The organism is Sphingopyxis sp. H115 (genome assembly GCF_001468465.1).
In the GTDB taxonomy this organism is placed as follows: domain Bacteria; phylum Pseudomonadota; class Alphaproteobacteria; order Sphingomonadales; family Sphingomonadaceae; genus Sphingopyxis.
Map to the genome: position 1 here is coordinate 69,340 of NZ_LNSA01000013.1, position 20,287 is coordinate 89,626.

19 protein-coding genes are annotated in these 20,287 nt (G+C 61.6%); 17 read left to right on the plus strand and 2 right to left on the minus strand.

Annotation, left to right across the window (positions count from 1 at the left end):
- Position 1: 1 nt before the first annotated feature.
- From ATE71_RS11055 to ATE71_RS11135, 17 genes are all read left to right on the plus strand, one after another.
- Positions 2 to 1,333 carry a TraB/VirB10 family protein gene (locus ATE71_RS11055; protein ID WP_082656929.1) on the plus strand — a complete coding sequence of 444 codons (1,332 nt, stop codon included), beginning with the start codon at positions 2 to 4 and terminating at the stop codon, positions 1,331 to 1,333.
- Between the two features lie 14 nt (positions 1,334 to 1,347).
- Positions 1,348 to 2,175, plus strand: a complete 828-nt coding sequence (locus tag ATE71_RS11060; RefSeq protein WP_058801096.1) for a DsbC family protein — start codon at positions 1,348 to 1,350, stop codon at positions 2,173 to 2,175.
- Positions 2,175 to 2,429, plus strand: coding sequence for a hypothetical protein (locus ATE71_RS11065; RefSeq protein WP_058801095.1), 255 nt, complete (start codon positions 2,175 to 2,177; stop codon positions 2,427 to 2,429). Before ATE71_RS11060 ends, ATE71_RS11065 begins: the two co-directional genes overlap by 1 nt.
- Positions 2,430 to 2,493: 64 nt before the next feature.
- Entirely contained in the window at positions 2,494 to 3,054 is a 561-nt protein-coding gene (locus ATE71_RS11070; RefSeq protein WP_058801265.1) for a hypothetical protein, read from the plus strand.
- Positions 3,054 to 5,630 carry a type IV secretion system protein TraC gene (gene traC, locus ATE71_RS11075; RefSeq protein ID WP_058801093.1) on the plus strand — a complete coding sequence of 859 codons (2,577 nt, stop codon included), beginning with the start codon at positions 3,054 to 3,056 and terminating at the stop codon, positions 5,628 to 5,630. Before ATE71_RS11070 ends, traC begins: the two co-directional genes overlap by 1 nt.
- Positions 5,627 to 6,013 (plus strand): hypothetical protein, encoded by a 387-nt coding sequence (locus ATE71_RS11080; protein WP_058801092.1) that lies wholly within the window; start codon positions 5,627 to 5,629, stop codon positions 6,011 to 6,013. Before traC ends, ATE71_RS11080 begins: the two co-directional genes overlap by 4 nt.
- 10 nt (positions 6,014 to 6,023) lie before the next feature.
- Positions 6,024 to 6,581 (plus strand): TrbI F-type domain-containing protein, encoded by a 558-nt coding sequence (locus tag ATE71_RS11085; RefSeq protein ID WP_160328034.1) that lies wholly within the window; start codon positions 6,024 to 6,026, stop codon positions 6,579 to 6,581.
- Positions 6,547 to 7,134 (plus strand): S26 family signal peptidase, encoded by a 588-nt coding sequence (locus ATE71_RS11090; RefSeq protein ID WP_231728245.1) that lies wholly within the window; start codon positions 6,547 to 6,549, stop codon positions 7,132 to 7,134. Before ATE71_RS11085 ends, ATE71_RS11090 begins: the two co-directional genes overlap by 35 nt.
- The gene (gene traW, locus ATE71_RS11095) at positions 7,131 to 7,787 is read left to right on the plus strand and encodes a type-F conjugative transfer system protein TraW (protein WP_058801090.1); all 657 of its coding nucleotides are present in this window, start codon (positions 7,131 to 7,133) and stop codon (positions 7,785 to 7,787) included. The genes ATE71_RS11090 and traW overlap by 4 nt, the downstream gene beginning before the upstream one ends.
- Positions 7,784 to 8,848, plus strand: coding sequence for a conjugal transfer pilus assembly protein TraU (gene traU / locus ATE71_RS11100; protein WP_152998742.1), 1,065 nt, complete (start codon positions 7,784 to 7,786; stop codon positions 8,846 to 8,848). The genes traW and traU overlap by 4 nt, the downstream gene beginning before the upstream one ends.
- A complete protein-coding gene (gene trbC / locus ATE71_RS11105) occupies positions 8,845 to 9,603 on the plus strand; it encodes a type-F conjugative transfer system pilin assembly protein TrbC (protein WP_235587985.1) in 759 nt (252 codons plus the stop codon). The genes traU and trbC overlap by 4 nt, the downstream gene beginning before the upstream one ends.
- Positions 9,604 to 9,719: 116 nt before the next feature.
- Positions 9,720 to 12,776: a conjugal transfer protein TraN gene (locus tag ATE71_RS23100; protein ID WP_321164275.1), complete on the plus strand. Its 3,057-nt coding sequence runs from the start codon at positions 9,720 to 9,722 to the stop codon at positions 12,774 to 12,776.
- Between the two features lie 4 nt (positions 12,777 to 12,780).
- Positions 12,781 to 13,182, plus strand: a complete 402-nt coding sequence (locus ATE71_RS11115; protein ID WP_152998743.1) for a hypothetical protein — start codon at positions 12,781 to 12,783, stop codon at positions 13,180 to 13,182.
- Positions 13,183 to 13,215: 33 nt separating this feature from the next.
- Positions 13,216 to 13,617 carry a hypothetical protein gene (locus ATE71_RS11120; RefSeq protein WP_058801087.1) on the plus strand — a complete coding sequence of 134 codons (402 nt, stop codon included), beginning with the start codon at positions 13,216 to 13,218 and terminating at the stop codon, positions 13,615 to 13,617.
- The gene (locus ATE71_RS11125; RefSeq protein WP_082656928.1) at positions 13,598 to 14,458 is read left to right on the plus strand and encodes a conjugal transfer protein TraF; all 861 of its coding nucleotides are present in this window, start codon (positions 13,598 to 13,600) and stop codon (positions 14,456 to 14,458) included. The genes ATE71_RS11120 and ATE71_RS11125 overlap by 20 nt, the downstream gene beginning before the upstream one ends.
- The gene (locus ATE71_RS11130) at positions 14,458 to 15,906 is read left to right on the plus strand and encodes a conjugal transfer protein TraH (protein WP_058801086.1); all 1,449 of its coding nucleotides are present in this window, start codon (positions 14,458 to 14,460) and stop codon (positions 15,904 to 15,906) included. Before ATE71_RS11125 ends, ATE71_RS11130 begins: the two co-directional genes overlap by 1 nt.
- Positions 15,907 to 15,930: 24 nt before the next feature.
- Positions 15,931 to 19,155: a conjugal transfer protein TraG N-terminal domain-containing protein gene (locus tag ATE71_RS11135; protein WP_058801085.1), complete on the plus strand. Its 3,225-nt coding sequence runs from the start codon at positions 15,931 to 15,933 to the stop codon at positions 19,153 to 19,155.
- Positions 19,156 to 19,191: 36 nt separating this feature from the next.
- Here the strand turns inward: ATE71_RS11135 and ATE71_RS11140 are convergent, their stop codons facing one another.
- Both ATE71_RS11140 and ATE71_RS11145 read right to left on the minus strand, forming a co-directional pair.
- Positions 19,192 to 19,407, minus strand: coding sequence for a hypothetical protein (locus tag ATE71_RS11140; RefSeq protein WP_152998744.1), 216 nt, complete (start codon positions 19,405 to 19,407; stop codon positions 19,192 to 19,194).
- A 118-nt stretch (positions 19,408 to 19,525) separates the two neighbouring features.
- Positions 19,526 to 20,254, minus strand: a complete 729-nt coding sequence (locus ATE71_RS11145; RefSeq protein ID WP_058801083.1) for a SprT-like domain-containing protein — start codon at positions 20,252 to 20,254, stop codon at positions 19,526 to 19,528.
- Positions 20,255 to 20,287: the final 33 nt, after the last annotated feature.

Here is a 20,287-nt window from a genome sequence, read left to right on the forward strand (position 1 = left end):
CATGGCAGGTCTGGGGTCATTTCTGAAGCGCGGAGTGCCGCGCGGTGAAACCGCGGCCGCGCCTTCGGTTCCGGAAGGCGCGAGCCTCACAGTGAATGAAGGCGTCGAAAAGCGGCAGCGGATGCTGCTGTTTGGCGTTGGCGGGCTCTTGCTGACTGCAGCGGTCTACTGGTTGTTCTTCGCCGGCGACGCCGAGACGGATCCGAATGCGCCGAAGGACATGGCCTCGGAGAACATCAAGGTCTCGACCGACGATCTCGCCGCCCGAAATCTTTCGGAGAAAGAATGGCTGTCGATGTCGGAAAATCGGCTGACGCAGCAGGATAATCAGCTTCGCCGGATGCAAGGGCAGGGCGACCAACTCGACCAGATGCAGGCGCAAATCGACGCGCTGCGCTCGGAAAATCAGAATATGGCATCCGAAGGGACCCGGGTTCTTTCCGCCTATGACGATGAAAACCGCTCCCTGAAAGAACAGCTCGCTGCGGCGCAGGCTGGTGCCCGCCCGTCGGCGGGTCCGACCGCGCTCTACGGCGCCGGTGGGCCTGCAGCATATGATCCGGCGGGGGGCGCGGCGGTCGCTGCAGCGCAAGCGCGACGCGAGCTCAAGGTTATCAGCTTCGCGGCAACGCCGGCGTCGACGGGCGGCGGATCGAAGGCGGCCCCGACCGGCAACCTCTTCGCGTCGGATAGCCCCAATTATTTGCCTGCTAACAGCTATGCCAAAGCGCGGGTGATCGTCGGCGTCGATGCGGCGTCGAACGTCCAGTCGCAGTCGGATCCGCTGCCGGTCGTCCTTCGAATCGTGGGGCCGGCGCGTTCGGTCGCGCAGAACGGCAAGGTGCTGACAACCCGGATTGACGGTTGCCTGGTCAACGGGGCGGCGCGCGGCGATCTCTCCTCCGAGAAGGTCTATGTGAAGCTCGCCAAGATGACGTGCCCGCAGCCGGGAGGCCGGTACGCGGAGAGCGAGGTCAAGGGCTTCATCGCGTTCGGCGGCAAGACCGGCGTGCGTGGGCGCGTGGTCAGCCGCGAGGGGAGCCTGACGATGCAGGCGTTCTTCGCCGGTCTCGTCGGCGGCATCGGTCGCGGCTTCTCGGCCAACTCGAACAGTTTCCTCTCGGGTACGACGACCGTCGTCAACGGCGAGCGTCAGAAGCTGTCGACAGGCGACATCGCCAAGGGCGGGATCGGCGAAGGCGTGAGCCAGGCCGGCGACATGCTCTCTCAATATCTCATCGAGCGCGCTGAACAATATCAGCCTGTCATCGAGATGCCGACCGGCGTCGAAGTCGAGATCGTGTTTCTCGACGGCGCATTCATTCGCAATTGAGGAAAGGGCTGAACATGAAGCTCAAGATTGGTTTAGTCGCCGCATTGCTTCTCGGGGGCGCCGCGACGGCGGTTTATGCCGCCGATCGGCTTGAGCCTGGCCGGGTGTCGGCTCTGCTCAAGACGCGCCTGCCGAAGACCCAGGTGTCGGCGATCGACTGTGAAAAGGTGGCGGGGCTTTGCGAAGTCGTCGCCGGCAAGACGCTCTTCTACGTCGACGGGAGCGCTCGCTATCTGATCGTGGGCCGGGTCTATGACATGGAATCGCGCCAGGACCTGACGGCCGCAAAGCTTCTCGAAATGAACCCCGACATGTTGCTCGGTGGAGCGGCAAAGGCGGGTCTTGAAGAAGAAAGTGAAACGCCGGTCCCGCAGATGGCGGCCGCCGGTCCGGCAGGTCGAGCAGCACCGCCGCCCGCTGCCGCGCAGAAGGTCGACCTGTCCAAGCTCCCGGCGACGGGCGCGATCGTCTGGGGCAATCCTTCGGGCACGCCCGTCACCATCTTCACGGATCTTCATTGCGGCTTCTGCCGTGCCCTTGCCAACGAACTTGAGCAGATGAATGTGCGCGTGATCGAGCGTCCGATTTCGACGCTTGGAACACGCGATCTTTCGAACCGCGTCTATTGCGCCAAGGACAAGCCGCGGGCCCTTCGAGCCGCTTATGCGGGTGCGGAGGTGGCGCCGGCATCGTGTGACACCAGCGGTCTCGACGCCAATGAGAATTTTGCGCGATCGCACGGGTTCAGCGGCACGCCGGTGCTCGTTCGCTCGGATGGCACGGTTCTGGAGGGCTATCGCCCGCGCGCGGTGCTCGAGACCTGGCTGAAGGGAGGCCGCTGATGGCTCCCGTCGATCGATTGGGCGGGGCGATTTTTGTCCTGTTCCTCGCGAGCCAGGTCGGGATGATCATCATCGTCAATTCCTATTTCGCGGAATTCGGACCGGCAGGTCGGTTCGCTCTGATGTTCGCGTTTTTCAAAGCCGTGGCGATTTGCATGATCCTGTTCGCCAGCATGGCTGGTGGAGCCATGGCGCTGCGATCCGTTCGGTCGAGGCGCGCTCAGATTCTCGAAATCGGCAACGGAAGGAGCTGACGATATGCGTAGCTTGGGTCTGGTCGCAGGTGCGTGCCTCATTTCCCTCGGCGGGTGCGCGTCGATGGGTGGCAATATCAAGGGCAATTTCATCTGCCGCGCCCCGGACGGGATTTGCTCGCCCACCTCGAACATCGACGATCAGGCCATTGCGGCGATGACAGGCGGGGCCGCCACCGGCGCTGTGGCGGGTGCGGCGGCTCCGAATGCTTCGGTTCCCCAGTCCGCGGGTTCGCTGAAAGTGGTCTTGCCGGCGAGGACCGATCGTTTCGGTCGTTGGCGCGACGAAACCGTCGTCTACGTTGAGCCTCAATTTGCCTCGGCTGCGAACGGCGATAGCCAAATTGCGTCAGGCTCGCCGCGGCCCGCGCGATTGTCGCTGGTAGAGCTTGCCGCCGGCGCGCCGGCCCCTGCTGAAATCGCTAGTGCCGCGGTGCAACCGACTGGCAAGGCCGTGACGGGGGAGGCATTTCGCGCCGAAGTCGAACGCCGTCTGGCGGGACGGAAAGGCCCGGAGCCCGTCGAGGTGCCCCCGTCGAACGGCCCGGCGCAAGTCAGCGACGCCGGCGACGCCGTTGTGTCGACACCCGCGCTGGCCGCTCAACCGACGCCGGACGGCAACTGATGGCGGGCTGGTTCGACAAGCTGCTGGGCGATTTGCTCGGTGGGCCTCGCAAGGTCGATAAGGCGGTGCCGTCGACCTCGATCCCGATGTTTGCGGATTGGCTGCCGTATCGCAGCTTCGATCCGAAGACCGGTCTCTATTATAACAGCGCGTCGCGCGGCTTCATTCTGGAGGTTTCGCCCCTCGTCGGCGCCGACGATCGGACGAGCGAGATTATCTCGCAGTTCCTTTCCGAAGGCATTCCCGACAAGACGTCGATCCAGATATTGCAGTGGATGAGCCCCCGGATCGCCGAACGAATGGTTCAGTGGTTCATCCCGCGCCAAATGGCGAAAGGCGTTTACGAGCGGATTGCACAGCATCGCGCGGATTATCTCGAGGGAGGGGTGTGGTCGAGCCTGTCCGCCGACGCTCCGTTTCATCTGCGATCGCACCGGGTTTTCATTTCGCTCGGCGTGCCGGAAGGTGCGAAGGTCACTGACGAGGAGCTGATTACGCTTCGGGAATCGATGGCGTCGATGCTCCGCTCGATCGACGTCGAGGCGCAAATCCTCGATCCCGTTGGACTTCTTAAGCTCGTCGATGATCTGACGTCACCGACCACCGTCTCCGGTGAAGATGTCGTCGATTATAACCGCTTCGATCCGATCGCGGACCAGGCGGTGCGCCGGGATATGGAGATCGTTACCGATCCCAACCGCATCCTCATCCGCACCGAACGATTTCGCGCGCTCGGCGCGCTGCAGGACGGGGTGCCCGACATCGGCGAGATCGTGCCCGACCGGTTCGATATTCGCTGTTACGCGATCCGCAACCTGCCGCCACGCTGGGCTCCGTGGGATACAGTGAAGCTGATTGGCGATCCCTATTTCGACAAGCTCCGGATGCCGTGCCCGGTGGCGACGATGCTCACCATAACCTATCCTGATGAACAGGCCGCCACCTCTCGTGCGGCCTTCAAGTTCATGCGCACGACGAGTCTGGCGAATTCGCAGAGCGCGAAATTCACGCCGCAGATCCGCGACCAGTCGCGCGAGTGGGAATATGTTCAGGACCAGCTCCGGCAGGGCCAGAAGCTCGTTCGCGTCTTTTATAGCGTGATGAGTGTCTCGCCCTACGGCGAGGGCGATCGCCACGAACGCAATTTGAAAGCCGTATACAAGGCCGCGGGCTGGGAGCTTCAGGACGAACGCTATCTGCAAATGGCGGGGCTGATCTCGGTTATGCCGCTGACCATGGCGAATGGCCTCGCGAAAGATTTCGAGCGACTGAAACGCTTCCGCACGATGCTGACCACGACGGTCGCCAACATTGCGCCGCTGCAGGGCGAATATAACGGCGGTCCGATTCCGCATCTCTTGCTTCTCGGCCGCCGCGGCCAGCCGTTCTTCTGGTCGCCCTTCGAGAACACTGCCGGCAACCACAATGTCGCGGTGTTCGGAAAGTCGGGTTCGGGCAAATCGGTCGCGCTGCAGGAAATGACCTCGGCGCTCGTCGGCGCCGGCGCGAAGGTCATCGTGATCGATGACGGCCGCAGCTTCGAGCATAGCTGCAAACTGCAGGGCGGGGCATTTGTCGAGTTCACGATGAGCTCGGGCTTCTGTCTCAATCCCTTCTCGATGATCGACGCTGATGAGGCCGCGCGCGACGAAGATTATCGGCTCGACTGCATCGCGATGTTGAAAGCGATCATCGGCCAGATGGGTCGGCATATTGACCGATTGAACGATACGGAGCGTGGTCTGATCGACGCGGCCGTCAACGCCGAATGGGAAACGAACGGCACCCAAGGTTCGATCGACGGTGTTATCGAGGCGCTGAACGCCAGACAGCATATACAGGGCGAGGAGCTCGCGATCGCGATGCGGCCCTTTTCCAGCGCCGGCACCTACGGTCGCTTCTTCACGGGTCAGTCGACCTTGAAGATCGGCGCCGATCTGACCGTGTTCGAGCTCTCGGATCTGTCAGCGCGCGAGGAACTTCGTTCCGTGGTCCTGACGGCGATCATGTTTCTGTCGAGCCAAGCGATGCGGAAGGATCGCAGCACGCGGAAGGCATTGCTGCTGGATGAAGCGTGGCAGCTCCTCAAGGGCGGCTCGATGGCTGATTTCGTCGAAACCTACGCCCGTACCTGTCGCAAATATGGGGCGTCTCTGATTACCGCCACCCAGTCGCTCAATGACTATTACAAGTCCGAAGGGTCGATCGCGGCGCTCGAGAACAGCGACTGGTTCGTGATCCTCCAGCAGAAGCCGGAAACAATCGCCGATTTCAAGAAGCTCGATCGCTTCGATATGAATGATGCGGTCGAAGCGATGATGCGTTCCCTGAAACGCAACGGCACCGAATATTCCGACATGCTCATTAAGGGCCCGGAGATGCTGGCGATGGGTAGGTTGGTGCTCGATCCCTATTCGGCGACGCTCTACTCATCGAGCCCGCAAGTGTTCGCGGCGATCGACGCGAAGACGGCCTCGGGCATGAGCATGGCTGAAGCGATCGAGGACGTCGCGTTTCCGGGCTCCGTAAAGGGCCGCCAGGGCGGCGGCACCGATTATGCGGTAGCGGCGGAATGAGCGCCGCGCAGCCTTCTGCCATTGGCGCGGGCTCGGCTCCTGCGCGGTCTGCTCGCGGTACACTCCCCGGGCGATCGCTGTTCCAGGACATCGCCTATTCGTTCGTATCGGTAACGTGCTGGCTCGCGATCAACTGTCTGGCTGCCGCCGGCCTCTTGCTCGGCTTCTTCGCACTGATGGCTAACCTCAGCGTCGACCAGTTTTTTGCCGAAACGGCGAACCTCTCAAATCATTATCTCGCGGCCGACGGCGATCGGCGCGGCGAGTTTGCGGAGCTGCTTCTGTATCTCTTTGGCGGCTTCGTTCTGTTTTTCTGCATCGTGCGGCGCTCGGCGCTGCTGTCGGTAGCCGCTACAGCCAAGGGGGCAATTTCCAATGACTGAACAACTCGCATTGACGATCGGTGGAGAGCCGCTCGTTCCTTCGGCCGAAGGCGAGGCGGCGCCTACGGCCCGCCGGCGCGGATTTGCCGGTTTCAGCTGGGGTCAGATTTTGGGGGGCACGGCCCTCGTTGCCGCGCTCGTATGGGGCGGGTGGGCAACCCGCGAGCTCATGATTCTCAAGGAACGGCGGATCGTCTCGATCAGCCTCGCCGGCATGGCGAACGATTTCATCATGGCGGAAGCGCGCTCGGGAGCTAGCCCGGAACAGGTCGATTCCGACACGCGGCATTTTATGTCGGCCATGCAGCGCACCCTTCAGGACCGCGCGGCCGCCGGCGAAACGATCGTGGTGAGCGAAGCAGTGGTGGCGGCCTCGATGCCGGACATCACTCCCGATGTGCGCGCAGCGGTCGGCGAGTTTATCAAGCGCAATCCGCCGCCGCGTGTGGCGGCGGCCGCTCCGGCTCCCGCAATGCCTGCTCTGATGCCGTCGACGCCAGCGGCACCGCCTGCAGGAAGCTCGCCTGTCTTTGGTGGTGGTGGTCTGCTGCCCGGCGGCGGGCAGTGACGCGATGGGCGCGCTGCGATCGCCTTTCCTTCGCAACACGGTGATCGCGATCGGTCTGGTCGCGGCTACCAGCGCGTGGCTCTCGCTGGACAGCTACGCGCAGCGGCACGGATTTTTCATCAATCGATCACCGTCGCTGCCCAACTGGGCCTATTATTTCGAGCGCGGGAAGTCCGTAAAGCGCGGCGAGGTGGCATTCTTCGCGCCACCGTCCAACCCGCTTGTCCATGCTCATTTTGGCGCCGAACCGCCGGTCTTTGGCAAGATCGTCTATGGAATGCCCGGTGACACCGTCTCGCATCGTGGTTCGGACGTTGTTGTGAGCTGGGCTGCTGGCGCCGGCAATGACGCACCATCGGAGCAGCTGGTGGGTAAGCTGAAGCCGGTATCCTCCGTAGGCGAAAAACTGGCGCCGGGGCCGACGGGCGTGATCCCGAGCGGATGCTATTACATGGGCAGCCCGCATCCCGACGGCTTCGATAGCCGCTATGCCGCCATCGGCTTCGTATGCACCCGCCAGATTGTCGGAGTATCGAAATGGTCGCTGCTATGACACGCGCCGTCCTTCGCCGCACTGCGTTGGCCACGGCGCTTGTGCCGTTCGCGCTCGTCGCAAACATGCCGAGCGCCAGTGCAAAGGATTATGGTCAGCAAGGTGCCGTGTTCCGGATTTCCGAGCCCGATCTCCTGCGCACGATCGAGCAGAAGCTTCGCACGCTCGAGGCGAGCGGCGGCATCGAACGGATGAACGCGGAACTGACCCGACGCACGGAAGCTGGCGTCCGCCGTCCCCGACCCGTCGTCGGCATCGCGCTTGCCGTTCGCGAGCGGAGCTGGATCTTCGACCCGACAATGCAGGTCGACAAGGATATTCTCGACAACAAGGGCAATGTCATCGCGCGCGCTGGCCAGCGCGTGAATCCTCTGGATTTCGTGACGATCCGTCAAAAGCTCGTGTTCATCGACGGCGATGACCGCGACCAGATACATTGGGCACTGCGCCGCTTCGATGACCGCGGCGCCAAGCTCATCATGGTCAAGGGGGCGCCGCTTGATGCGATGACCACCCATCAGCGCCGCTTCTATTTCGACCAGGGCGGGTTTCTTGTCGGCCGCTTCGGGATCCGAGCGGTGCCGGCGGTGGTCGAACCGAACGGGAAGACGATGCGGGTTTCTGAAATCCCGCTCGGTGTGGGGCGCAAATGAGCTCCCGCCTCTCCAAATCTGTCGGCGGGATCGTCAGGGCCGCTCGCACGTCCGTTCGCGCCGCGCTCGCGGCGCTGACCTTCGCGATCCTTGCTCCCGTAACCGCTGGGGCCGCGGGGATCGATGGGACGCCGGGGAAGTGTACGGGCAAGTTCGTGAACCCCATCACGGACGTCTGCTGGTCGTGCCTGTTTCCGTTGTCGGTGGGTGGCCTGAAGATCATGCCGTCGGATCGACCCGACACGGACAATCCCGATCTCCCGATCTGCGCTTGCGGGTCGCCGCTCCCGCGCATTGGTGTAGCGATGGGCTTTTGGGAGCCGGTACGCCTTGCCGATGTCACGATGAAGCCGTGGTGCTTTGCGAGCCTCGGCGGCAAGAAGATCTCGCCGGGGTTCAATATCGGCCACGGCCGCGCGGCGGATAGCGTGGACGGACATGATCGCGGCGCGAAATGGCACGTCCATTGGTATGTCTATCCGTTGCTCTACTGGATGGAGCTCCTGACGGACGTTGCCTGCCTCGAGCAGTCGTCATTCGACATCGCCTATGTCACCGAAATCGATCCGCTCTGGCAGGATGATACGCTGACGGCGCTGATCAATCCGGAAGTCGCACTCTTTGCCAATCCGCTCGCGCAAACGGCGTGCGCGGCAGACTGTGGCGCCGCCACCGGTAAACTTCCGCTCGACCCGCTCTTCTGGTGCGCTGGCTGCCTCGGGCCGATGTATCCGATGAACGGAAACATCTCCGCGCACATCGGCCACGTTCAGTCGAGCCGGCTCGCACTGTCGCGCTTCGCTTTCAAGCTTCATCGGCAAGGTATCGCGTGGGGGACGATGGGCAAGAAGGGGCTCTGCGGCAAATACATCATGCCGATCATGAAGAAGCAGCAATATCGGTTCCAGGCCACGGTGCCGTCGCCGATGGTGAAGGGACGCTGGGCCTGCCCGCCGATCGGCGCCTCCGACATGAAGCCGGGATCCGGCAACACCTATCCCGCCGTTGGCGAAGACATGGGCTATCTTGTTTGGAGGAAGCGAAATTGCTGCGTCCTTTGAAAAACCTTTCCGAAAAAGGGAAGTTCTTTGCCGGTGCCGCGATCCTGTCGGTTTGCGGTGGCGGCATTGCCCTCGCGCAGAACGTCGAGGGGCTCGACATTCAGCAGATTATTGGTCGCGGCGAAGCGGCCGATGCAGACGCGGAAGCGCTCATCCGCGAGGTTTCGCGCCGCGGCGATGAGATGCGAGCGGAGGCGAAGGATGCTGCCGACGCCGGCAATCGCAATCTGGCCGAGAATAAGGGTGTGCTTGGCGGCGGACCAACGGGGCCGATCGATTTCGACCAGATGCTTGCCGCGTCGACCGATCTCGAGGCGAGCGACAAGGGGGCGCCGCAGCTCATCGTCTTCGCCTCCCTGTCGATGCCGGAACAGAGCCTGAAAAAGCTCATTCGCGATACCGCGAAGGCGGGTGGAACCGTCGTCTTCAATGGTTTCCCCGGCAACTCCATGAAAGCCTTTCAGCAGGGCATCATGAAGGTGGTCGACAACCAGGACGCTTACGGGAGCATCGGGATCGACCCGCGACTGTTCCGCGCGTTCGATGTGACCGCCGTGCCCGCGATCGTCGTCGTGACGTCCGATTTTGAACTGTGCGACGGTTTCGACTGCCGAACGATGGTTCCGCCCTTCGACCGGATGACCGGAAACGTACCGCTCGAATATGCGCTGGAGACCTTTGTTGACGGGCGGGGCCCGGGATCGGCGATCGCGAACCAGGCACTGTCCCGGTTGAAAAGGGGGCAGGGGTCATGATCTATGCTATGAATGGCGCTGCAATTGACCAGAGGGTTGGAACTGGCTGTCTCGGCCGTCGCTTCAGCCGCTCGATGGTCGCGATCGCGGCCGCGCTTTCTATGGCTATCGGTCCGATGCCCGTCGTTCGGGCTCAGACCGCCCCGTCGGGCGACATCACGTCTGCGCAGAAAGACGGCGAAGCCTTCGCCAAAACGGGCAAAGAAGGCGCAGCCTCGATTCCGGATCAGGAAGTCACCGGGGACGTCATCCCCGGGTACTCCACCGCTCCAAGCGATCTGTCGAATCTCTTCGGGAGCGATGACGGCGCTTTGAACTCCGCCGGTGGCTCGGCCGTCGGCAATGAAGCTTGGGAAGTCATGATGGGCGCCGATGCAAATCGCGCGACTGTCGACCCTGCGTCGTTCGAGGACATCATCAAGAAGGGCGAGGAGATCAACGAAAACGCCGGCAGCTCCGAGCTCGGCGAAGACATCAGCAACACGCCGGGAACCTGCGAAGAGGTCAAAGTCGGCGAGAAGCAGGATTATTACGACGCGACCTGCGATGTCGGCGTCACCGTGACGACGCCCGATCGCGTCGAGGAGCTGAGCTGCCCCGATGGCTATACGCTGGTTGGGCGGACTTGCTCCAAAACGCTGACGCAGCCTGCGGACGTCACCTACACCTGTCCGGACGGCGGTGTGCTGCAGGGCACAACCTGCGTGGTCACTCAGCCGGCGTCCGTGTCGAGCCATAGCTGTCCCGCGGGCTTCTCGCTGCAGGGGACAAATTGCGTTCGCACGACGACTGAACCGGCGGTCATCACCGGCTACAGCTGCCCGGCAGACTATATGCTCGAAGGAGATCGTTGCGTCCGGACGCTCGAGCAATCGGCGACGCCCAACTACAACTGCCCTGCAGGCTATGTGCTGGAAGGAACCACCTGTCGGTCGAAATCGACCTATGCCGCGACCGCAAGCTATAGCTGCCCGGCTGGCTATAACCTCTCCGGCACCACTTGTTCGCGGACGCTCTCGCAGCCAGCTGATGTCTATTATACCTGCCCTGCGGGTTACGATCTGAACGGCACGACCTGCACGCAGACCGGGACCTATACGGCGGTTCCGAACTACAGCTGCCCGTCTGGTTATACCTTGTCGGGCACGACCTGCACTGCAACCGGAAGCTATGGTGCTACGCCCAATTATAGCTGCCCGAATGGCGGCACGCTGCAGGGCACCGAATGCGTCACCTCGGGAAGCTATGCGGCGACCGCCAGCTATAGCTGCCCCAACGGTGGAACGCTGAACGGCACGAACTGCATGACGACATCGCAGACGCCGGGCACCCCGGTTTACCAATGCAGCGGTTGGGCGATTCCGATGGATCTCTATACCTTCGAGGGCGCGCCCTATTGCGGCATGGCGAAAACAGGGAAAACCTGTCCCACCGGTTGGATTGGTTTCTACAAGGAAGGCAAGGCTCAAGGCTACTCCGGCACGAAGTGCTTCTTCCACCCGAAAGTCAATTACACTTGCCCCGGCGCCTATGTCGTCGAAGGCTCGATGTGCACGATGGTTTCGGCAACGCCGGGGACTGTCTCCTACAGCTGCCCGAATGGAGGAACCCTCAATGGTACGACGTGCCAAACGAGCTCGAGCAGCCCCGCCACCGTCACCTATAGCTGCCCGAGTGGCGGCACGCTTGCCGGCAACATCTGCAACACGAGCAGCTCGTTGCCGGCAACGGTCACGCATACCTGCCCTAATGGGGGCACGTTGAACGGAACGACCTGCACAATCGTCACGTCGACGTCTGCGAGCCCGGTCTATTATTGTCCGTCGGGCTATAATCTGTCGGGAACCACTTGTTCGCGAACCGAAGAGTCGAGCGCGACGGTCACCTACAGCTGCCCGAACGGTGGCTCGCTTTCGGGTTCGGTCTGCACGATCGATCTCGCTCAGCCGGCGGACGTGACCTATAGCTGTCCATCGGGCTGGGAGGTCCAGGGCGACAAGTGCCGGTCGGTTCTCTCGCAACCCGCGACGCCGATCTTTTCGTGTCCGTCGGGGTACAGCCTCAGCGGCAATATGTGCAGCAAGACCGAAACCCAGCCTGCGACGCCCAATTATAGCTGTCCGACCGACTTCACTCTGTCGGGTACGACCTGCACCAAGACCTATCCCGCGCAGCCCAATTACAGTTGTCCCGCGAATTATACGCTTTCGGGGACAACCTGTTCGATGACGCTGTCACTGCCTGCAACCGTCACGATGGTCTGTCCCCCGGGAGCCACCGAGCAGAATGGCACTTGCTATGGCGAGAGCGCGGGCCAGAGCGAATGCGCGGAGCTCGAGGCCAATCCAAAATGCAGCCATGTGCGCGATACCTGCCTCGACGAAGAGCCGAACGGCCCCTGCAAGGTCATGGAGCGGACGTTCAAATGTCCGATCCCGAATTCGCCGCCGACCGATGTGAAGGAATATGTCTGCGGCGGATCGATGTATTGCATCAACGGGAGCTGCAGCGAGATTGAGGACGAAGCGTCGAACGAGTTCAAGGATGCTCTCGTTGCGATGGGCGCGATCGACCAGGTCGGTAAGGAATTCGACCCCGACACCTTGGGTCTGTTCAAAGGCACGCGCGAGACGTGCCACAAGCCCGTATTCGGGCTGGTCAACTGTTGCGCCGGCAAGGTGTCCGGTCTGTTCTCGGGCGGTGTTGCCGCCGCAGCTGCATGGGCCGGGCTTAGTGGGGGTCCGGCGGCGCTGGCGGGCGTTGCCACCCAATTCTTGACCACCTTCCTTTGCTCGAATGAAGAAAAGCAGCTCGACGTGAAGGATCGCCTCGGTCTGTGCGTCTCGATCGGCAGCTATTGTTCGTCGAGCTTCCTCGGCGTCTGCCAGACCAAGCGCAAAGCCTATTGCTGCTTTGAATCGAAGCTGACGCGCATCCTGCAGGAGCAGGGGCGGCCGCAAATCAACAAGCCGTGGGACAAACCGAAGGAGGAGCAGTGCAAAGGCTTCACCGTCGAGGAATTCTCGCGCCTTGATCTCAGCAAAATGGACTTCTCGGACATCTACGCGGATTTTCTCGAAGCCGTGAAGCTGCCCGACGAAGCGCAGATGGCGAGCGACATCCAGGCGAAGATCGACGCCTATTACAAGCAGCATGGACCGGGAGGGAATTGACAGGATGACCGACTCCACGCCGATCAGGGCCAACACTGAGCCTTCACCGGCAAATAATCCACCGCGGTCGCTGCGCGCCGTGGTGGCAGAGCGTTCGGATTTTCCGGACGTCATGGTCCATGAGTGGACCGTCTTGAAGCTGTGCAGCGGTGACCAGCCGCTGGAGGCCGATGAGATCAAGTATTTGGTCGACGGATTTTTTTCTCCGCCGCTGACGATGCTCGACCTTGCCGAGCTCGTCGATAGCCTCGTCGAAAAGGGCTGGCTGGGCTGGCAGGGAGATCGCTGGAAACTCCAAGCGACGACCTTAGGGCACGAAGTTTTAGCGCGCATCGGAGGCTCGTTCAGGCTAGCCGACTTTTCGGCTGACTTGGTCAGCATGGCGAAAGGGAGGCCGGACAGATGATCGTCTGCGAGGCCAGCAAGGGAGATGCCGCGCATGGACAAGGACGAGTTCGATCGCTTGAGCCCCGAGGAGCGCAAAGCGCATCTCGAGCGGGTCGAGCGCATCATTATGGCGCCAGGCCACTGGCCCGACGTAAACAGTCTGCAGCTCGGTTTGCTGCTGCGAGCCGGCGGGGACGTTCCGGTTCCGCCCGACGAAATCATGCTGTCGATGCAAAACTGGTTCGGAATCAATCCGCAAGAGTTGGCGGACATCTGCAAGCCGATGATCGAAAAGGAATGGCTCTCGGTGGATGCGGAGGGCGCATTTCATACCACCCCGCTCGGGCGGGAGGTGCTCGATATGCACAAATCCCCGCTCACCAAAGCCGTGATGTGGTCCATCCGGAGCGGGCTTACCAACATGGAGGAGAAAAATGAGGACGGCGATCCGTAACGCAACTGCATTTGTCGGCGCTATCTTTGTCGCCGCGGGCACTCCCCTCCACGCACAGTCTCACCCCGATTCGGGTGAGTCGCAATCCTCGGCCGAAGAGCCACTGCCGGATGCGACAGACGAATCTCCCAATCAAGACTTCTACTGCGGTGCCCGGAAACTCGGGACCTGGTTCTATTGTGACAAGCCGAAACCGCGACCGAGTACCAAACCGGCGCCGGCAGTTGCTTCGGCGGCCGCCAGCGAACGGCTTGCGGCGATCAGCAAGCAACTGGACGAGCTGAAGGCACGAGCGATCCTCGAACCCTCGGAGCAGAATGTTACCGCCTATATTCGCTTCCAGCGCGAACAGCTCGATCGCGCGTCGACATTCTCCGATGTTTGGCAGCGCACGATGTGGCAAAATCCCGAATTGGACTACACGCTGCAGCGCCCGGTATCGACGCTCGCGAAACGAGCATGGATCGACAACCGCAAAGCCGAACAGGAAGCAGCGCTTCGCAATCTGTCGCGCCGCTATGGGATTTTCTATTTTTATGCGCAGAGCTGCGGAGCGTGCGACATTTTCGCTCCGATCCTGAAGTCGCTTGCGACTAGCAGCGGTTTCAATGTCGTCGCTGTGTCGATGGACGGTGGTCCGAACGGCGTGTTTCCGAATTACGTCGTCGACGTCGGTCAACACGCCAAGATGGGGCTGACCTCGAAGGCAACGCCGGCGCTCGTTCTCTATGACACCGTCAACCGGCGCCCCATCCCGATCGGCACCGGCATCCTGTCGGCCGACGAAATCACCGAACGCATTTTCACGCTCACGAGCACCAAAGTTGGGAGCGACTTCTGATGACCGGAATCACATTCATCGCGCGGATCCGCGTAGCAGTCTCGCGCATCCGCATCGGCGTCATTGCCCTGTCGGTGGCCGCCGCGCCAGCACAGGCTGGCGTTGGCGACGAAATGAGCGATTTCTTCAACGATATGGGTGCTTCGGCGAATGCGACCGGCGCGACCGCCTATCAGGGTCAGTCCGCCGGCTATTATTCGCTGGGCTCGGTCTGGGCGCGTTTCCCACAGAAGAGCGTCTATCCTGCGAACATTCAGCTTCCGAAGGTTCGCGCCGGCTGTGGCGGTATCGACATATTCTCGGGTTCGTTCTCGTTCATCAATATGTCCGAGTTCGTCGCGAACCTGAAGGCGATCGCCAACAACGCGATCGGCTTCGCGTTTAAGCTCGCGATCGACAGCATCAGCCCGCAAATCGGCGGGGTGATGGATCAGCTTCAGGACATTGCCAACAAGGTGAACCAGTTCAACATGCAGAGCTGCGAGTCCGCCGCGGCGGCCGTCGGCGCGGTATGGCCGAAGGTCGATGCGGCCGAAGACCGCATCTGCCAGTCGATCGGCACGTCTGCTGGTCGGTTCTCGGACTGGGCGAAGTCGCGCCGGGGATGCGGCAACGGTGGCGAAAGATCTTCCACAATCAATTCCAACACGGACCCCTCGCTTGCGGCAATGACTCCGGGGCCCAAAAATTACGCCTGGGACATGATCAAGCAATCGCCGCTCGAGAGCGCCGATCGGCAGATGCGCGAGTTGGTGATGACGCTGACCGGGACGATCGTCGTCGGCAAGCGGCCGTCCGACAATGATCCGCTGCCGATCATTTATCGAGGCGAGGGCGATCCCGCGATCCTTGATGCGCTCCTCGATGGCGACAAGGCGATCGACGTCCTCGGCTGCGACGAGACGGACAAGTGCCTGGGCCCGGGCAAGCGCACGATCCCGGCGCTGGGAGGGACAGCCCTCCGCCCGCGTGTTGCCGCTCTCATCCAGTCGATGAGCGATAAGGTTCGCACCAACGCGGCGCTGACCACGGAAGAGAAGAACCTTCTCGGTGTCGCCAGCATCCCGCTCTATAAGGTTGTCGCCGTGCAGGCGGCATCCGGCTTCAATCTCTCACCGGGCGAGCTGAATTCGCTGGCGGAGGTCACCGCGATCGATCTTCTCAATTCGATCGTCCAGCGGATGCTCGACCAAGTTGCTGCAGGCCAGTCGAACAACAGCAATCAGGCTGACTCGGAGAACCTTCGGCAGTTCAACGAGCAGCTCGCGCGCGTCCGCCAGCGGCTGTTCGAGCGCGAAAGCACGGTGAACCAGCGCGTTACGCGGACGTTCGAAATCGTCGATCGCGCGATGATGATCGAAAGCACCCTGCAGACACGGATGGCGCCGGGAATGGCGGCCTCCCTCAACTTTTCCCGCGCCTTGTCGGCGCAAGGTTTGCGGCCCTGATTTCGGGCTGAAGGAGCGCGTGCGATGATCGAGGTCTTCACGGTCGGGGGCGGGGAGTATCTCGTCAACGTCTTCAACGCGGTTGCGTCGTGGGCGGGCTCCGGCGGCTACCGGGGCCTCATTCGCGTTGTGATGGTTATGGCCTTCACCTGGGCGCTCCTGGTCACGGCCTGGAATATGGATCCGCGTGCACTGCTCAAATGGTTCATGCAGGCGACCCTGATGTATATGGTGGTCATGGTGCCGACGATCTCGGTCAAGGTCACCGACCGTACCAACCCGGGTGTGACAGCGGCCGTGGTCGACAATCTTCCGATCGGCCTCGGCCTGGTGGCCGGCTTTACCAGCCAAATCGGCGACTATCTGACGCGCGCGGCCGAGACCGTTTTCGCGATGCCTCAAGTCCTCAACTATTCGACTGGAGGCATGATCTACGGCGCGAAGCTCCTCGATGCGACGCAGGGCCTTCGGATCGACGATCCGGTGTATGCGACGAACCTCAACGAGCATTTCAAGCAGTGCGTCTTTTATGACATCCTGCTTGGCCGCAAGACCTATGACGACATTCTGAAATCTCCGGATCTGCTGAGCGCTATGGGGCCGGGGTCAGTCGCCCTTTCGCAGCAATATATCTATCCCGACGGGACCTCGGGGATCGTCACCTGCGAGACGGCCTACAATTTCATCCGCAATGGATGGAACGGTTATTACGCGGTCGCGGCACCCAAAATTGCGGCACAGTTCTTCCCGGGTATCCCTGTCGCGCAGGCGTCGACACGGCTGAACAACGACATGGGCGGCATGACCGCCGCGGGGATGGGCTCGAGCAGTGGCCAGCTCATTCGGCAGGCTATGTTCATCAACGCCTTGACGGAAGCTCGGGACAGCTTTGCTAGCGGTTCGGCGCAGGGCGCGATCGATGCGTTCGCGCAGACCCGTGCGGACATTCAAACGCGCAACACCTATTCGACGATCGCGTCGGGCGCGATGAAGTGGGTTCCGCTGCTGAACATCGTGCTGACCGTCGTTTTCTATTCGCTGTTCCCGATCCTTTTCCTGTTGATGCTTCTGCCGACGAACGGAATGACGGTCGCGAAAGGTTACATCACCGGCTTCTTCTATCTTGCCGCGTGGGGGCCGCTATTCGTCATTTTGAACATGATCTTCATGTCGCGATGGCAGGATTCCTTGGCGTCATGGGGCGCGAGCGGCGGCATGACGGCGGCAAACTTCTCCGGCATCTCGGCCGTCAATCAGGATGTCGGCGCACTTGCCGGCTACATGATCATGTCGGTGCCGTTCATCGCTGCCGGCATGGCGAAGGGGGCAATGGCGATCGCATCGCACTCGGCGAGCTTCCTTTCGCCCAGCCAAAATGCCGCTGAACAGGCCGCGGCCGAAGCGACGACGGGCAATTACTCCTATGGCAACGCGTCGCTGATGAATCGCCAAATCAATACGCTCAGCCGCGATCAATATTCGACCGCGCCGAGCTTCCATACCGGCGCCGGCTCGATCCAGCAGCGTTCCGGCGACGGCGCGTTCACCCGGTACAACGAGGATGGCACCTTCGCATACGACACGAGCCAGGGCATTTCGAACCTCGGCTTCGCGATCTCAGCGAGCAAGGATTACGGCTCGCAGCTGCAGAAGGGACTTAGCCAAGGTTCGGGCGTCGTCGAGCAAAAGCGGGTGGCGGCCAACGATAGTTGGGCGACGACACGCACGGAGTCGGCCCGTCTCTTCGATACGGCGCAGACGTCCGCGAGCGCGACTACCGAAGAAGGCCGATCGCTGCAGTCGTCGATCGCGCAAGTTCAAGATCTGTCGTCACAATGGTCGAATACGCTTCAGACCCAGTTTGGCATGACGAAGAGCGAAGCAGATAAATTGGCTCGTGATACGGTTCTGACTGGCAATGCCGGTATTGGAGCATCTGGGTCACTTAGTGGCAAAAAGGGTCCCTTCTCGGGCCAAGTTGACGGGAAAATGAGTATCGATGGCAAGTCCAGCGATACTCGGATTTCCGAACAAGGTGTTTCAACTCAGAATGCAAACACTGACGCCTACCAGTGGCTCGAAAAGGAATCGAATTCGGAAGCCGCGCGGCAAGCGCGCGAGAGCTTCTATCGCGCAACCACTTCGTCGACCGACAGTCAGGTACGTGGTCTGGGGCAGGAGGTGTCACAGGATCTGAGGCACTCACAAAGCCTCAGCGAAGAAGCCTCGCGCGCGGAAGAACAGTATCAGCGCTGGTCGAGCGAATTTTCGCAGTTTGAGCGCGACGGCTACGCGTTGAACAAGAATTTGAGCCAAGATTTTGTCCGCTATGCTCAAACCGCGATGATGGATCCGCAAAATCGTCATCTCGATCAGAGCTATCACCCGGGTCTGGTCAACATGACAACGACGCAGGCGATGACCCAAGACGCGTTGCTGAAGCGATTCATGGACGATCGCGTTGATCAGATGCACCGCGATCTTGGCGTTGTCCCAGACGCGCCGGCGGCGACGATCGCAGGACCTGCGTTCTCCACGGCCGCCGACATCCGTGCGATCGGTGCTGCGGGCATGGCCGATATCGCATCGCGCGGCCCGGCGGTCGATGTTTCCGGGACAGCGCGCGATGTGGCCCTCGAAGATAATGTCAGCGGCCGTCTCGACGGTAGCGTGGCGCGGCTCGATGACTATGGACAGGGTATGAGAGCCACCTTGCTTGGCGATCGCCGTCAGGCTGACAGTCTTGGAGCGACAGCAGAGGCCCGGAATGACTCCTGGGTTATTCGCACAATGCCGGGAGTGGCCTCGGCGCTGACGGCGCTTGGGCTGGACAATGCGGCAGACGCCCCGCTCGGCGGGCACCGGGTCAATCTCGGCGGCGTGGCCGCTGCCGCCGGCCTCGGCGTAAAGGGCGGAGCCAATCTCAGCTCAATGGACTCGAGTATGGCGCCGGCGCTGACGGCCGCTGCGGCGTCTGCTCACGCGCTCGGGCTGCCTCAACGCGTCGTAACGTCCGCCCGCGACAGTCAGCATTCTCGCGGTAGTTTGCATCCCGAAGGGAAGGGGCTTGATCTGCGCGGGAATGACATCAGCGTCACTCAGGGCCGCCAGTGGGCTCGCGACGTTCGCGAACGCCTCGGACCAGACTATGACGTCAATTTCGAGACGTTCCGCGACAATCCCGCGAACAATCACCTGCACATTGAACATGATCCGAAGCCGCGCGGAGGAAGAGGCCGCAAGCGTTGAGTTTAGCGGCCAGCGGCAACTAACCGCTGGCCGTGGTCAATGTGTTCCGAAGACCAAGATGAGCCCGAAATAGGCCGCAACTAGCGCAAGCCCGGCATACAAGAGGCGCGTGCCCCAAGGCCCGAGCTCCGTCATTTCTTCACGATCGACCGATACGCCAGACACATCGCTGAAAGCCTTTCGGCCGTAGAGCGGATGCGACGGGTCGTAGAGCCGCCTGGAGAGATCATCGTCGAAGCTATGGTCATTCATGGCAAAATCCTTCAATGCGAACATACAGGAAACACCCCAGAACGGCAAGGTTCCTGTATGTTTGCAGGGAAGGGCCAGGAGGATCCCGCTAAGCTGGCGGCGATGGCTCGCTCGATGGTCACGAGGATGGTACGAGCTCGGCGAGCTCACACCCGTCATTTCCACACAGCAGCCGGAGCGAGGGCTTTCCCCATGCCTGAGCCGCACAGATGGGACAGCGAAACTTGACTCGATTCGATCGATTGCCCGCTACTGGCTCTAGCACGTCGGCGATCGCCGACCCGAGCGCCGCGGCCGAAGAGGTCGGCCGCGTTGGCGCCGCCTCGGTCGGCGGAAAGCGATCGCACCATGATATTTGAAAGTCGCGCGTCAGCAGCTCGTCGGTAGCCAGCATGAACGGCCCTCCCGGGATTGGATAGTCCGCCATCTTTTGGCCGGTCCTCGCGCCGCCAGGCGCGCCGGTGCTCGACGGCATGAGACCGATCGCCTCCATCTTCTTGGCCCACTCCTGATTATGATACCCGGGCCGCGAAGGATTACCGAAGTGGGCCTGCCAGGCGTGTACCATTTCGTGGACGATCGTCTGAAGGATCTCGAGCAGCGGGACCACCGCGAAGTAGGAAGGGTTGATGGCAATTTCGTCCGTCGATCGCTGGTCGACCGTGTGAACAAAACGGCGGCGCGAGAAATAGCCGTAGGTCCGCTTCTCACGCTGCATCGTGATCAGGCAATAAGGCAGTTCGCCGGCGAACAGAGACCGATTGTAATGATCGAAGGCGCGCTGCAGCTCGGCGTAAGCCTGCGTTGTGGGATCTTGCGCCGCAGAATCTGATGGATTATTTTGCACAAAACAAAACTGGCATATTTTGATTCCATGCTC

Excerpts from the sequence above, each read along its gene's own strand:
- ATE71_RS11055 (WP_082656929.1), top strand. The coding sequence starts at position 2 with ATGGCAGGTCTGGGGTCATTTCTGAAGCGCGGAGTGCCGCGCGGTGAA.
- ATE71_RS11060 (WP_058801096.1), top strand. The coding sequence starts at position 1,348 with ATGAAGCTCAAGATTGGTTTAGTCGCCGCATTGCTTCTCGGGGGCGCC.
- ATE71_RS11065 (WP_058801095.1), top strand. The coding sequence starts at position 2,175 with ATGGCTCCCGTCGATCGATTGGGCGGGGCGATTTTTGTCCTGTTCCTC.
- ATE71_RS11070 (WP_058801265.1), top strand. The coding sequence starts at position 2,494 with ATGGGTGGCAATATCAAGGGCAATTTCATCTGCCGCGCCCCGGACGGG.
- traC (WP_058801093.1), top strand. The coding sequence starts at position 3,054 with ATGGCGGGCTGGTTCGACAAGCTGCTGGGCGATTTGCTCGGTGGGCCT.
- ATE71_RS11080 (WP_058801092.1), top strand. The coding sequence starts at position 5,627 with ATGAGCGCCGCGCAGCCTTCTGCCATTGGCGCGGGCTCGGCTCCTGCG.
- traW (WP_058801090.1), top strand. The coding sequence starts at position 7,131 with ATGACACGCGCCGTCCTTCGCCGCACTGCGTTGGCCACGGCGCTTGTG.
- traU (WP_152998742.1), top strand. The coding sequence starts at position 7,784 with ATGAGCTCCCGCCTCTCCAAATCTGTCGGCGGGATCGTCAGGGCCGCT.
- ATE71_RS23100 (WP_321164275.1), top strand. The coding sequence starts at position 9,720 with ATGCCCGTCGTTCGGGCTCAGACCGCCCCGTCGGGCGACATCACGTCT.
- ATE71_RS11115 (WP_152998743.1), top strand. The coding sequence starts at position 12,781 with ATGACCGACTCCACGCCGATCAGGGCCAACACTGAGCCTTCACCGGCA.
- ATE71_RS11120 (WP_058801087.1), top strand. The coding sequence starts at position 13,216 with ATGGACAAGGACGAGTTCGATCGCTTGAGCCCCGAGGAGCGCAAAGCG.
- ATE71_RS11125 (WP_082656928.1), top strand. The coding sequence starts at position 13,598 with ATGAGGACGGCGATCCGTAACGCAACTGCATTTGTCGGCGCTATCTTT.
- ATE71_RS11130 (WP_058801086.1), top strand. The coding sequence starts at position 14,458 with ATGACCGGAATCACATTCATCGCGCGGATCCGCGTAGCAGTCTCGCGC.
- ATE71_RS11135 (WP_058801085.1), top strand. The coding sequence starts at position 15,931 with ATGATCGAGGTCTTCACGGTCGGGGGCGGGGAGTATCTCGTCAACGTC.
- ATE71_RS11140 (WP_152998744.1), bottom strand. The coding sequence starts at position 19,407 with ATGAATGACCATAGCTTCGACGATGATCTCTCCAGGCGGCTCTACGAC.